Origin of the sequence: Fictibacillus sp. b24, from assembly GCF_030348825.1 — a bacterium.
Taxonomy (GTDB): Bacteria; Bacillota; Bacilli; order Bacillales; family Fictibacillaceae; genus Fictibacillus.
Genome location: NZ_JAUCES010000005.1, coordinates 976,545 through 989,104, shown reverse-complemented (window position 1 = coordinate 989,104; position 12,560 = coordinate 976,545). Strand labels below are relative to the sequence as shown.

The following is a 12,560-nucleotide window of genomic DNA, read 5'->3' as shown; positions in this document are numbered from 1 at the left end:
TTCTTGAAGTCACCTGCCTATACGTGATTACAATCTATTTAATCCTTTTGATTGGACAAAGTCATTCATGTACGTTCGCTTTGGAGTCGCCATAGAAGCGGTGATTTGAGTAACCCACCCTTCTGTACGTTTTCCGTCCGTTCGCTCCGTATAGTACTCTGATGTTTCCTTTTCATATTTTGTTAACAAGTTTTTCGTCTCTTCTTTACTTTGATAGCTGTCTTTATGAAAAACAGCTGGAAGTGGCAACCGAGGCTTTTTCCCAGGCTCTGCGTCTGGATAACCGACTGCTACTCCAAAGAGCGGAAGAACGTGCTCAGGACATCCTAGCAAATCTGAAACTTCCTTCAGAGAATTACGGATGCCTCCAATATAAACGATACCGAGTCCAAGTGATTCAGCAGCTACCGATAGATTTTGAGCAGCGAGTGCAGCATCTACGCTTCCTACAATAAAAGCTTCTGTCGATTCAATGGTTTCTTTAATCTCTGTTTCTTTCATTTCAGCCGCAATCTTATGACGATTGTAATCTATGCAAAAGACGAAGAAATAACCATTATCGGCTACATAAGACTGATTGCCAGCAAGCTCAGCCAGTTTTTCTTTCTTTTCCCTGTCCTCTATACCAATAATCGTACAAACTTGCTGATAGCTCGATGTAGAAGCAGATTGGGCGCATTTTACGAGTGTTGTGACTATATCTTCACTTAATGGTTTGTCTTTGAATTTGCGAATGGATCTGTGTGATAGTATCGTTTCAATGACTTGGTTCATCGTGTATGCTCCTTTTAAAATTAAGTTAATCTTACATTATAAGCACTGTTACTCTTGAAAGTAGTTGATTTCCGCTCCAGGTTGCTCGCTTTCCGCGGGGCGTGCGGTGAGCCCCTTGCCGCTTTGCGCCTTAAAGGGTCTCACCTGACCGCTCGTCCCGCAGGAGTCTCGCACCTTGCGCTCCAATCAACATGTCAAAGTAGAGAACGATTTGAAAGAATCTTCTTTTAGAAAGGCTGCTTACTCCCTTTTAATGCTCTTGAAAGTGTTTATTTCAGATTCTGCGTATACAACCAAAACAACAGCGAACCTTACTCGTCGCATTCCATGTTAAAGGCAATCAACTTATGGATGAAAAATGACCTAATAGCAACAATCTATTAGAGAATCAAAACATATTAGTTGATTGCATTATATCTTTTTCGGATACAAAAAAGCGAACCATTTGAGTCCTAGAATAAACACTTCTCTTTCAAGCGAAGAGGTGGTATACTGTTCTAGCGATGAGCTAATTGCATAAGACGAGATTGACGCGCCTGTTAGGCAAAGCACTATGTGGAGTGCTGTCTCTCGCCGCAATATACGCAAAAAAGACGTCCTTTTGGGCGTCTTTTTTCTATTTTAAAGGTAGTTTTCGCATACATTGTCGCTTTCGAAAGTGGTTGATTTCCGCTTCAGGTTGCTCGCTTTCCACGGGGCGTGCGGTGAGCCTCCTGCCGCTTTGCGCCATTAGGAGTCTCCACCTGACCGCTCGTCCCGTAGGAGTCTCGCATCCTGCACTCCAATCAACTTGCAAATGGTGAAATAGAAAAGCAACAAGCAACAATCCTTTAGATTTTTCCTTCTGTGACAATTACTAGCCTTTTCATCAAAACAGCTCCATCCTAATCAATCCCAGTATTAAATCTTTCTTGTCTATCAACATTTTATTAGCTATTCACTCTTTTCCATAACAGCAAAATAATTTTCTTCATGATCTGCAAAGTTAAATACTCTGCCAGAAGGCATATTTACAATCTCGCCGACTGTGATATTTTTGCTCGATAATTCGTTATGTAACTGATCTAGATTTTCCGTAAAGAACATTAGTGAAGGTGTGCCGAGATTTAAACCAGGTGACATTTTTGCAACGAACTCCTTATTATGCAGAATGATGCTTGTTTCTGCATCCTTTGAAGGAGCCACTTCAATCCATCTCATTTGATCGTTATTTTCTTCAGAAATGACACTGAACCCTAGTTCTTTCGTCCAAAAATCTACTGACTCGTCTTGATTATTAACATACAACATAATTTGACCGACTTTGTTAATCATAAATAACACCCCTGAATGTTTTTAGTATTCTTATTAAATTATACAATCGCTGCAAATATCCTCTTGAATCGTTTAATAAATACCAAGGTGTATAAAACAGATAGAGAAAAAAATAAAAAAAACCTCGGTATAATTTTAAATGCACCAAGGAGTTGAGACGATTATCCAATTGATAGGTCTATCATGAAACTTGATTAATGATGGCTTCAGAATGTTTTGTGCCTATCGCCATCCAATACAAACAATCTTCATTTTAACTAATTTCTAAAAAGGTTTATTGCTTTCCCTTTCCAAATAGTACTCTAAATCATATTTGATTTCGCCGCTGCATGTACCTGACAATGGATTTTCGGACTCATTCTTAAAACATTTAATATCAAGGGAAATCAAAGAATCTGTAAATATTGGGACAGATGCTCCTGGATTAATGACCGCAACGGTAGACGTACCGGCACTATCAGTCACTTGTACTTCCATAGAGCAGCCATTGGTAATATTACCTGAGTTCACAACTACAATCAGACCGCTGAAATCTAAATCCGCTCTGCTAGTGAATTGATTATAAAAAATTCCATCGCAAGGTTGTGAGATGGGGCTGCAATGCTTAAAGCATTTTAGTTCTTTTTTCTTCTTACATAAATCAAAGCCTTTGATTTTGTCTGGACAATGCTTATGGCCCTTATTTTTCTTTTCTTTACATTTACAAATAATTTCCATGCAAACGTGACATTGATTCTTCCGTTCATGATTTTTACATTTGCACTTACACTTTTCATGCTTGCATTTGCACTCATAACTCTCATATTTGCACTCGCACTTCTCATGCTTGCATTTGCACTCATAACTTTCATATTTGCAATCGCACTTCTCATGCTTGCATTTGCACTCATAACTTTCATATTTGCACTCGCACTTCTCATGCTTGCATTTGCACTCATAACTTTCATATTTGCACTCGCACTTCTCATGCTTGCATTTGCACTCATAACTCTCATATTTGCACTCGCACGTATTACGCCCACAGGAATCTATATCTTTTTTATTACATGTGAACAGGCTTTTAGGTTTTTCAAACTCCGTACATGTTTTACAGTGATATCTTTTTTTGATTTTTTTACACTGATATGTCTTATTCTTTGAATTCATACTTCAGTTTCCTCCCCCATACGCCATTCAAAGATATACTCACTATATGTCTATTCCATCTCTTTGTTTAGGCAAGTGGTCCTTCAACATTTTTTTGCCCAATTAACACGAAATGGGCTGTTTTGTTAAATATGGAGAATCGAAGTAATGAAAAAATTCAAGTTGCTATGAAATTGCATCCTAAATTTTAGAATATAAAAAAGCCTTGGTATATCACTTATATACCAAGGCTTTTCACATATTATCCGATTGAACCTTCCATTTCGAACTTGATCAGACGGTTCATTTCTACTGCATATTCCATTGGAAGTTCTTTCGTAAATGGCTCGATGAAGCCCATTACGATCATTTCCGTTGCTTCTTGTTCAGAAACACCACGGCTCATGAGATAGAACAACTGATCTTCAGAAACCTTTGATACAGTCGCTTCGTGCTCTAATGTGATGTTGTTGTTAAGGATCTCATTGTACGGAATCGTATCTGAAGTGGACTGGTTATCCATGATCAGTGTATCACACTTGATGTTGGATTTAGATCCATCAGATTTGCGTCCGAAGTGAGCAATACCACGGTATGTTACTTTACCGCCGTGCTTAGAGATCGACTTCGAAACGATTGTAGAAGAACAATCTGGTGCAAGGTGCAATACTTTTGCTCCTGCATCCTGATGCTGCCCTTTACCAGCGATCGCGATAGAAAGGATAGTACCTTTCGCTCCGCGGCCTTTCATGATAACAGCCGGATATTTCATCGTTAGACGAGATCCGATGTTTCCATCTACCCATTCCATTGTTGCGTTCTCTTCAGCAACTGCACGCTTTGTAACTAGGTTGTAAATGTTGTTTGCCCAGTTTTGAATCGTTGTATAACGGCAATAAGCGTTCTTCTTAACGATGATCTCTACAACCGCACTATGAAGTGAGTTTGTAGAATAAACTGGTGCTGTACATCCTTCTACGTAGTGTACAGAGCTATCTTCGTCTGCAATGATCAGCGTACGTTCGAACTGACCCATGTTTTCAGAGTTAATTCGGAAATAAGCTTGAAGTGGAGTATCACATTTAACGCCTTTTGGTACGTAAATGAAAGATCCACCAGACCATACTGCAGAGTTTAGTGCTGAGAACTTATTATCAGATGGAGGGATGATCGTTCCAAAGTGCTCACGGAAGATCTCCTCATGCTCTTTTAAAGCCGTATCCGTATCTGTGAAAAGAATACCTAAGTCTGAAAGGTCTTCTTTCATGTTGTGGTAAACAACTTCTGATTCGTACTGTGCAGATACACCTGCAAGGTATTTTTGCTCAGCTTCTGGAATTCCAAGCTTGTCAAAAGTCGCTTTGATTTCAGCAGGCACTTCATCCCAAGACTTTTCAGATTTCTCAGATGGCTTAACATAGTACGTAATATCATCAAAGTTTAAGTCCTTCATGTCTCCGCCCCATTGTGGCATAGGCATTTTGTAGAACTGCTCTAATGACTTCAAACGGAATTCAAGCATCCATTCAGGCTCGTTCTTCATGCGTGAGATCTCTTCAACGATCTCTTTTGTTAACCCACGCTTCGATCTGAAAATGGAAACGTCTTTATCTCTAAAACCATATTTATATTCGCCGATATCCGGCATTTTCTTAGCCATTACAGAATCCCTCCTTACTGGATTGGCACTCTATTACTTATTATCAAAAGGAACTTATTCTTCCTCTTCCTCAGGCTTTCCTACTCCTTGCTCCATCGCCTTCCACGCAAGTGTGGCACATTTGATGCGAGCCGGGAATTTAGAAACGCCAGAAAGAGCTTCGATGTCACCTAGGTCATAGGATTCAGCATCGTAGTCGTTCCCTAACATCATATCATAAAAAATCTTTGCAAGTTTTACAGCATCTTCAACGGCAAGACCTTTTACAGCTTGTGTCATCATGGATGCTGATGCAAGACTAATCGAACACCCTTCACCATCAAACTTAGCAGACTCAATCTTTCCATCTTCTACTTTTAATGTGAGCTGTATGCGATCGCCGCATGTTGGGTTGTTCATATTAATTGTTAATGCACCATCTTCAATAACCCCTTTGTTGCGCGGGTTTTTATAATGGTCCATGATGACTTGCCGATATAGCTGATCTAAATTAGAAGACATGACCGAAATACTCCTTTGCTGTTGTTAAGCCTTTCATAAAAGAATCGACGTCGTCTTCAGTGTTGTACATATAGAAACTTGCACGAGCTGTAGCCGTTACATCTAGCCATTTCATGAGCGGCTGTGCACAGTGATGGCCTGCACGAACGGCAATCCCCTCAGAATCTAGAACAGTTGCCACATCGTGTGGATGAACGTCATCTAAGTTGAAGGTAACAAGTCCAGCTCGTTTTTTCGGTCCGAAGATCGTAACACCTTCAAGTTCTGAAAGACGTTCCATCGCATATTCCGCCAGATCATGTTCATGTTTCAAAACGTTATCTAAACCAATGTCCTCTAGGAAATCAATCGCTGCACCTAAACCGATCGCACCAGCGATGATCGGTGTACCGCCTTCAAACTTCCAAGGCAGCTCTTTCCAAGTGGATTCCTGCAGTCCGACAAAATCAATCATCTCGCCGCCGAACTCAACAGGTTCCATTTTATTAAGAAGCGCTTTCTTCCCATAAAGGACACCAATGCCTGTAGGACCACACATTTTGTGTGCAGAAAAGGCAAAGAAGTCACAATCAAGATCTTGAACATCGACTTTCATGTGCGGCGCACTTTGGGCACCATCCACGACCATAACCGCTCCGTTTTTATGAGCGATTGCGGCAATCTCTTTGATTGGGTTAATGGTTCCTAGTACGTTCGATACCTGCATAACTGAGACGATCTTAGTATGCTCTGTTACCGCTTTTTCAACATCCCCTAGATCAATCGTGCCATCAGGCTGCAAAGGAATGTATTTAAGGGTTGCACCGGTTTTTTTCGCCACCTGCTGCCAAGGAATGATATTGCTGTGATGCTCCATAGGAGTGATCACAATCTCATCGCCTTCTGAAAGGTTAGCCATACCATAGCTGCTTGCTACCGTATTGATTGCCGTTGTCGTACCGCGTGTAAAGATAATCTCCTGAGTGGATTTTGCGCCGATAAAACGGCGAACCTTTTCACGCGCTCCCTCATAGCCATCAGTAGCACGAGTTCCAAGTGTATGAACACCACGGTGAACATTTGAATTGTACTCTTTGTAATACTTTTCTAATGCTTCAATAACTTGTATTGGTTTCTGTGAAGTGGCTGCACTATCAAGGTAAACGAGAGGTTTGCCGTTAACTTCCTGATCCAGGATAGGAAACAGCTTTCTCCATTCGTTTGCACTCATTAGCGCACTTTCCTTTCAATAACCTCAACTAAACGGTTTTTAACAGATTCTAAAGGCATTTGGCTAACTACTGGTGCCAAGAATCCATGAATGATCAAACGTTCAGCTTCAGCTTTAGAAATACCGCGGCTCATCAGATAGAACATTTGAAGCGGATCGATTCTTCCGACTGACGCAGCATGCCCTGCTGTAACATCATCTTCGTCGATTAAAAGAATCGGGTTAGCATCTCCACGCGCCTTTTCACTCAACATTAGAACACGTTCTGTTTGCTCACCGTGGGACTTTGTAGCACCGTGCTCAATTTTTGTAATACCGTTAAAAATAGAGCTAGCACTATCTTTCATTACCCCATGAGTGAGGATATAACCTTCAGAATGTTTTCCGTGGTTAAAGATCTGTGCAACGAAGTTTTGCTTTTGATCACCGCGTCCGATTGTTACAGTCTTTGTATCTGTAAATGATCCATCACCGATCAAGTGTGTAGTATTATCTGAAACCGTATTACCATCATTAAACTGACCAAGCGCCCACTCGATACGAGCATCTTTTTCAGCACGGCCTCTGCGGTTCACGTATGTTGTCATACCTTTTGCAAGGTTATCTACAGCACCGTAAACAACTTTAGCACCGCTGCCTGCATAAACTTCAGACACGATGTTTGCTACAGAATCTGTAGAATCGTTCGTTGATAAGTAGTTTTCTACATAAGTTACTGAGCTGTTATCTTCAGCAGCAACGATAACATGGTTAAAGATCGCTGCTTCATCGTCTTGATAATAAACCGCTTGAATTGGAGCAGAAAGTTCAACGTTTTTTGGAACATATAAAAATGCTCCATTAACGAATAGTGCTGCATGAAGTGCTGGTAAACGGTTCTCATCAACCGCAACAGCTTTCATAAAGTACTTTTTCACTAAATCTTCGTGCTCTTTTGCAGCTGTTAAAAGGTCTGTGTAAATAACGCCTTGACCCTTTACGGACTCTTCAAGTGCAAAATAAACAGGTGTTCCATTATGGATAACAAGAACATTTTTCGCTTCTTCTTCAGAACCGATCAATGCCTTAACATCTTCAGGAAGTTCATTGAATGCAACAGGAGTGCCAGTTGCTTCATGTTTGAATTCTGTAAAGTTCCATTTATCGATCTTAGTTTTGTCCGGTTTAGGCATCGGAAGCTCTTGAGCCAATTCCAATGCTTGCAAACGAAGTTCCTGCAGCCAAGCGGGTTCCTGTCTGCTGCTTGAAAAACCGGTTACGTAGTCCTTATCAAATCTTAGGCTCGTATCAACTGACATGTATAGTCCCCCTTAATGCTTACGCTTCTTGACCAACAGTTTCGTCTTTAATTCCTAACTCTTCTTTAATCCAGTCGTACCCTTCAGCTTCAAGACGTTGAGCTAGTTCAGGTCCACCAGATTTCACAATACGTCCTTGCATCATTACGTGTACTTTATCAGGAGTGATGTAGTTCAATAGACGCTGGTAGTGAGTGATGATCAAGCAACCGAAATCAGGGTTGCGCATTTCGTTAACACCTTTTGCTACTACTTTAAGAGCATCGATATCAAGTCCTGAATCAATCTCGTCTAGGATTGCTAATTTTGGCTCAAGCATCATCATTTGAAGAATTTCGTTACGCTTCTTTTCTCCGCCAGAGAAACCTTCGTTTAAGTAACGGTGAGCGAACGCGTTGTCCATCTCAAGATGATCCATCTTCTTGTCTAGTTCACGGATAAATTTCATTAGTGAAATTTCGTCGCCTTCTTCACGTTTTGCATTGATTGCAGAACGAAGGAAATCAGCGTTCGTAATACCGCTTACTTCAGAAGGGTATTGCATAGCTAAGAAAAGACCAGCTTGTGCACGCTCATCTACTTCCATCTCTAGAAGGTCTTCACCGTTGAACGTAACTTTACCTGAAGTTACTTCATACTTAGGATGTCCCATTAACGCTGCAGAAAGAGTAGACTTTCCTGTTCCGTTCGGTCCCATGATTGCATGGATTTCTCCACCATTTATTTCGAGATCTAAACCTTTAATAATCTCTTTATCTTCAATCGATACACGAAGATCTTCAATCTTTAAATTTGGTGCTGACATAATACAACCTCCAATATGAAATCATTCTCAAGATATTTTTTGATAAAAGGCACTAAATAGCCATTCTCAATTTATTCTCATTCTAATCTTATAACAAATGAAATGTATGTTCAAGGGAACGACGCCGAAACCTCATTTATCTCTTACATTGTTAACAGATGTTTCGTTATTTAACACGATGAATCCGAAAAAAGGCTAACTCATTAGGCAATAGAACACCATTTGAGTCAGCCTTTTACAATTTTAATATTAAAGTTTTACGGCGTATGGTTCTTAGTTGCATCTGCCGCTACTTCTAATCCTTTTTTATACTCTTTATCACGATTTTTTTCAACGTCTAACCTTTTATCTAAATCCCTCTCATACTCTGCAAAGCCACAGCCATGCGACTGGTGCATTGCTTTTTCCATCTCGGACGTATGTTTTACTTTAATGGGGTGGATAATGAATCAATCCTTTCAAAGTTAGTAGTTATAGCGTATCAGCATAAATCGTTATACTCAATCTGCTCTCGTACTGAAATTAAGGTGTTTGCTGGAGCATAATGTTCTTTTGAAGAGACACGAAATATTCTCTGCGATATCCTGCTAAAAACGCTATATTTCTTCAATAACCTCTTTGGCTGATTCTAAAACATGAAAAGTATGGAAGTTAAAACTTTTCTCTAATGACGCGGCTTATTTAATTCTTGAATACACTCTTGAACGAGTGTCACACCTTGGCTCATAGCGGCACCACCGCCAAATGCAGCAGAAACACCAACGGCCTCTAAGATCTCATTCTCAGAACACCCTTGATCTAAACAGCCTTTTGTATGATAGATAATGCAATATTCATCTTGAGAATAGATACTGATTCCTAAAGCGATCAGCTGCTTATACTTCTCAGAGATCTCACCCTCTTTAAAGCAGTGGCGGGTAAATTCATTAAAAGCATGAGTTAATTCAGGCATATTTTCGTTGTATTTTCCTAAACCTTCTTTATAACGAATCAAGTGGTATTGAGTCGAGTTAGCGCCTGGCAGCGGCTGTTCTTCTTGTTTCATCTCATTCACTCCTGTCACAAAATAGTAAACAGGATTAGTATGAGTTATTCGCAAGCCGGTTATGTAATAAACATCGTAAGTTTTGTCCTTTTGTCGAAAAGCCTATAAATGATTTTGAAGGACTATAAAAAAATTTGAAGGACCATAAATTAATTTTAAGGGCCTATAAAAAAAATTGTAGGCCTATAAAGTTTGTTGAAGGACTATAAAAGTGCTGTAAAACCATTTTCAATCAAAAAAAGAACTGACTTTAAAAGTTCAAGTCAGTTCTCCCTCAATTATTTCGTTACCGGTACTACTGCGCCTTCATATTTCTTTTCAATGAAAGCTTGAATTTCTTTTGAACGTAATACTTCTACTAATGCTTTTACTGATTTCTTATCTTTGTCACCTTCACGCACTGTGATGATGTTTACGAATGGTGAATCAGTTCCTTCAAGTGCAATAGCATCTTTTTGTGGATTGAGGCCAGCATCAATCGCATAGTTTGTGTTGATGAGTACAGCATCACCTTCACCGTTTTTATATGCTTTTGGCAGCATTCCTGCATCAACGTCAGCTTTAAATTTAAGTTTCTTTGGATTTTCAGCAATATCTTTTACTTGTGCTTCGTATCCAGCACCCTCTTTAACTTTGATCAAACCTTCTTTTTCAAGCAATGCAAGCATACGGCCGTGATCAGCTACAGAGTTAGACATGATGATTGTTGCGCCTTCTGGCAATTCATCTAATGATTTGTATTTTTTCGAGTAAACACCGATCGGCTCGATGTGGATTCCGCCAGCGTTTTCAAACTTATAGCCATGATCTTTCATTTGTGATTCTAAATAAGGAACGTGCTGAAAATAGTTTGCACCAATTTCTTTTTCATCTAATGACTTATTCGGCAACACGTAATCTTGGAATGTTTTAATTTCAAGTTCAACGCCCTTTTCTTTTAAAAGAGGTTTTGCTTCTTCAAGGATTTCAGCGTGTGGAACGTTAGATGCGCCAACAACGATTTTCTCGTCGCTAATTCCACCTTCTGTTTTATTCCCGCAAGCAGCAAGCGCTACTGTAAGGACAGCTAATAAAAGGACTGATAATACTTTTTTCATGTGAAATTCCTCCTTGTTGTCTAAACGTTATCTCTTGTCTAATGCAGTTGTAACACGGTCTCCAATCCATTGGATTACAAATACGATAACCAGGATAAGGACTGTGGAAATCAATGTTACATCCGCGTTATCTCGTTGATAACCTTCCATGTAAGCCAAGTTACCTAAGCCTCCCGCACCAACAACTCCGGCCATTGCCGTGTAACTTACTAGTGCGATCGCTGTAACTGTAATTCCTGACACAAGAGCTGGTGTACTTTCAGGAATTAAAACCTTGAAAATAATCTGAGTGTTTGTAGCACCCATGGACTTCGCAGCTTCAATGACCCCTTTATTAATCTCTCTCAAAGCGATCTCAACCATACGAGCGTAAAATGGTGCTGCTCCAACAATTAAGGCTGGAAGTGCTGCTTCTGCACCAAGCATCGTACCAACGATAAAGCGTGTAAATGGAATCAATAAAATAATTAAGATAATGAACGGAATCGAACGAAATACATTAACGATTATCGCTATTACACTGTTTAAAAATTTATTTCCCCATAAGTTTCCAGGAGATGTTAAAAATAAGGCCAGTCCGAGTGCTAAGCCTAGGATGAATGTAATCACGACTGAAATAGCAGACATATATAATGTTTCTTTCGTCGCTTCTAAAAGAACGTCCCATTGTACGTTTGGGAACCATTTACTAAGCATTATGAATCACCTCTACTTCAACCTGCACACTATTTAAGAACTCCATTGCGCGAGATAGTGCAGATTCTGAACCCTTAATCTGGATAAACAACGTGCCATAAGGTCCATTTTGAGTTTGTGTTATTTTACCTTGCAGAATATTTACATCCACTTCGTAATTTCGAATTAATTCTGTAATTAATGGCTGCCCTGCTCGGCCACCTATAAATGTAAGCTGAACGATTCGCCCTTCTGGGAACTCTTCAATAAATTGTTTGATCGTATCAACAGTTTCTTCAGGCTCTGTTACTTGTTTCACAAAATCCTTCGTGATGGGTTCTTTCGGATTTTTAAAGACATTCAGTACATCGCCTTCTTCAACGACCTTTCCTTTTTCCATTACAGCTACACGATGACAGATCTTTCTGATTACGTGCATCTCATGTGTGATAAGAACGATCGTTAAATCGAGCTTCTGGTTGATTTCAACGAGCAGATCCAGAATGCTGTCTGTCGTTTTAGGATCAAGTGCTGAAGTGGCTTCATCACATAAAAGAACTTTTGGTTCATTCGCAAGTGCACGAGCAATACCAACACGCTGCTTCTGACCGCCACTTAGCTGTGATGGATATGATCCACCGCGTCCTTCCAATCCAACTAGGTCGATCAGTTCATCAACTCGCTGTTTGATTTTTTCTTTCGGATAGCCAGCAATTTCAAGTGGAAAAGCAATGTTTTCTCTCACCGTTCTAGACCATAGCAGGTTGAAATGCTGAAAGATCATCGAGATTTCTTGTCTTGCTTCTCTTAACTTTTTTGAAGAAAGCTCCGACATGTTTTTACCACCGATTGTAACGGTGCCGCTAGTCGGACGTTCTAACATGTTCAGAATACGAATAAGGGTACTCTTTCCTGCACCACTGTAACCGATAATTCCGTATATTTCTCCTTGTTTTATGTTTAAATCCACCGTATCAACAGCCTTCACTTCACCATCTTTGGTTTGAAAGACTTTACGGACTGATTGTAGATTAATCAAGATTCTTACCTCATTTC

14 protein-coding genes are annotated in these 12,560 nt (G+C 39.9%); all 14 read right to left on the bottom strand.

All coding sequences use genetic code 11. The features are described 5' to 3' along the window. Positions 1-27 precede the first annotated feature (27 nt). The 14 genes from nfsA to QUF49_RS04855 all read right to left on the bottom strand — a co-directional run bounded on the left by nfsA (position 28) and on the right by QUF49_RS04855 (position 12,543). A complete protein-coding gene (gene nfsA, locus QUF49_RS04920) occupies positions 28-774 on the bottom strand; it encodes an oxygen-insensitive NADPH nitroreductase (RefSeq protein WP_289494621.1) in 747 nt (248 codons plus the stop codon). Between the two features lie 48 nt (positions 775-822). Next, positions 823-948, bottom strand: coding sequence for a hypothetical protein (locus QUF49_RS04915; protein WP_289494620.1), 126 nt, complete (start codon positions 946-948; stop codon positions 823-825). A 759-nt stretch (positions 949-1,707) separates the two neighbouring features. Next, a complete protein-coding gene (locus QUF49_RS04910; protein WP_289494619.1) occupies positions 1,708-2,088 on the bottom strand; it encodes a VOC family protein in 381 nt (126 codons plus the stop codon). A 614-nt stretch (positions 2,089-2,702) separates the two neighbouring features. Then, a complete protein-coding gene (locus QUF49_RS04905) occupies positions 2,703-3,074 on the bottom strand; it encodes a hypothetical protein (protein WP_289494618.1) in 372 nt (123 codons plus the stop codon). A 401-nt stretch (positions 3,075-3,475) separates the two neighbouring features. Beyond that, entirely contained in the window at positions 3,476-4,873 is a 1,398-nt protein-coding gene (gene sufB / locus QUF49_RS04900; RefSeq protein ID WP_066397332.1) for a Fe-S cluster assembly protein SufB, read from the bottom strand. Positions 4,874-4,927: 54 nt separating this feature from the next. Next, positions 4,928-5,374 carry a Fe-S cluster assembly sulfur transfer protein SufU gene (gene sufU, locus QUF49_RS04895; RefSeq protein WP_289494617.1) on the bottom strand — a complete coding sequence of 149 codons (447 nt, stop codon included), beginning with the start codon at positions 5,372-5,374 and terminating at the stop codon, positions 4,928-4,930. Beyond that, positions 5,364-6,584, bottom strand: coding sequence for a cysteine desulfurase (locus QUF49_RS04890; RefSeq protein WP_289494616.1), 1,221 nt, complete (start codon positions 6,582-6,584; stop codon positions 5,364-5,366). Before QUF49_RS04890 ends, sufU begins: the two co-directional genes overlap by 11 nt. After that, on the bottom strand, positions 6,584-7,882 hold the full coding sequence (sufD, locus tag QUF49_RS04885) for a Fe-S cluster assembly protein SufD (protein WP_289494615.1): 1,299 nt from the start codon (positions 7,880-7,882) through the stop codon (positions 6,584-6,586). Before sufD ends, QUF49_RS04890 begins: the two co-directional genes overlap by 1 nt. Positions 7,883-7,901: 19 nt before the next feature. Further along, positions 7,902-8,687, bottom strand: a complete 786-nt coding sequence (gene sufC / locus QUF49_RS04880) for a Fe-S cluster assembly ATPase SufC (protein WP_197129591.1) — start codon at positions 8,685-8,687, stop codon at positions 7,902-7,904. A gap of 257 nt (positions 8,688-8,944) precedes the next feature. Continuing rightward, positions 8,945-9,097 (bottom strand): hypothetical protein, encoded by a 153-nt coding sequence (locus tag QUF49_RS04875; RefSeq protein WP_289494614.1) that lies wholly within the window; start codon positions 9,095-9,097, stop codon positions 8,945-8,947. 254 nt (positions 9,098-9,351) lie between these two features. Then, positions 9,352-9,732, bottom strand: coding sequence for a carboxymuconolactone decarboxylase family protein (locus QUF49_RS04870; protein WP_289494613.1), 381 nt, complete (start codon positions 9,730-9,732; stop codon positions 9,352-9,354). Positions 9,733-10,010: 278 nt separating this feature from the next. Continuing rightward, on the bottom strand, positions 10,011-10,829 hold the full coding sequence (locus tag QUF49_RS04865; protein WP_289494612.1) for a MetQ/NlpA family ABC transporter substrate-binding protein: 819 nt from the start codon (positions 10,827-10,829) through the stop codon (positions 10,011-10,013). A 27-nt stretch (positions 10,830-10,856) separates the two neighbouring features. Continuing rightward, on the bottom strand, positions 10,857-11,525 hold the full coding sequence (locus QUF49_RS04860) for a methionine ABC transporter permease (protein ID WP_289494611.1): 669 nt from the start codon (positions 11,523-11,525) through the stop codon (positions 10,857-10,859). Next, the gene (locus tag QUF49_RS04855) at positions 11,518-12,543 is read right to left on the bottom strand and encodes a methionine ABC transporter ATP-binding protein (protein WP_289494610.1); all 1,026 of its coding nucleotides are present in this window, start codon (positions 12,541-12,543) and stop codon (positions 11,518-11,520) included. The genes QUF49_RS04860 and QUF49_RS04855 overlap by 8 nt, the downstream gene beginning before the upstream one ends. Positions 12,544-12,560: the final 17 nt, after the last annotated feature.

Excerpts from the sequence above, each read along its gene's own strand:
- nfsA (WP_289494621.1), bottom strand. The coding sequence starts at position 774 with ATGAACCAAGTCATTGAAACGATACTATCACACAGATCCATTCGCAAA.
- QUF49_RS04910 (WP_289494619.1), bottom strand. The coding sequence starts at position 2,088 with ATGATTAACAAAGTCGGTCAAATTATGTTGTATGTTAATAATCAAGAC.
- QUF49_RS04905 (WP_289494618.1), bottom strand. The coding sequence starts at position 3,074 with ATGAGTGCAAATGCAAGCATGAGAAGTGCGAGTGCAAATATGAAAGTT.
- sufB (WP_066397332.1), bottom strand. The coding sequence starts at position 4,873 with ATGGCTAAGAAAATGCCGGATATCGGCGAATATAAATATGGTTTTAGA.
- sufU (WP_289494617.1), bottom strand. The coding sequence starts at position 5,374 with ATGTCTTCTAATTTAGATCAGCTATATCGGCAAGTCATCATGGACCAT.
- QUF49_RS04890 (WP_289494616.1), bottom strand. The coding sequence starts at position 6,584 with ATGAGTGCAAACGAATGGAGAAAGCTGTTTCCTATCCTGGATCAGGAA.
- sufD (WP_289494615.1), bottom strand. The coding sequence starts at position 7,882 with ATGTCAGTTGATACGAGCCTAAGATTTGATAAGGACTACGTAACCGGT.
- sufC (WP_197129591.1), bottom strand. The coding sequence starts at position 8,687 with ATGTCAGCACCAAATTTAAAGATTGAAGATCTTCGTGTATCGATTGAA.
- QUF49_RS04875 (WP_289494614.1), bottom strand. The coding sequence starts at position 9,097 with ATGGAAAAAGCAATGCACCAGTCGCATGGCTGTGGCTTTGCAGAGTAT.
- QUF49_RS04870 (WP_289494613.1), bottom strand. The coding sequence starts at position 9,732 with ATGAAACAAGAAGAACAGCCGCTGCCAGGCGCTAACTCGACTCAATAC.
- QUF49_RS04865 (WP_289494612.1), bottom strand. The coding sequence starts at position 10,829 with ATGAAAAAAGTATTATCAGTCCTTTTATTAGCTGTCCTTACAGTAGCG.
- QUF49_RS04860 (WP_289494611.1), bottom strand. The coding sequence starts at position 11,525 with ATGCTTAGTAAATGGTTCCCAAACGTACAATGGGACGTTCTTTTAGAA.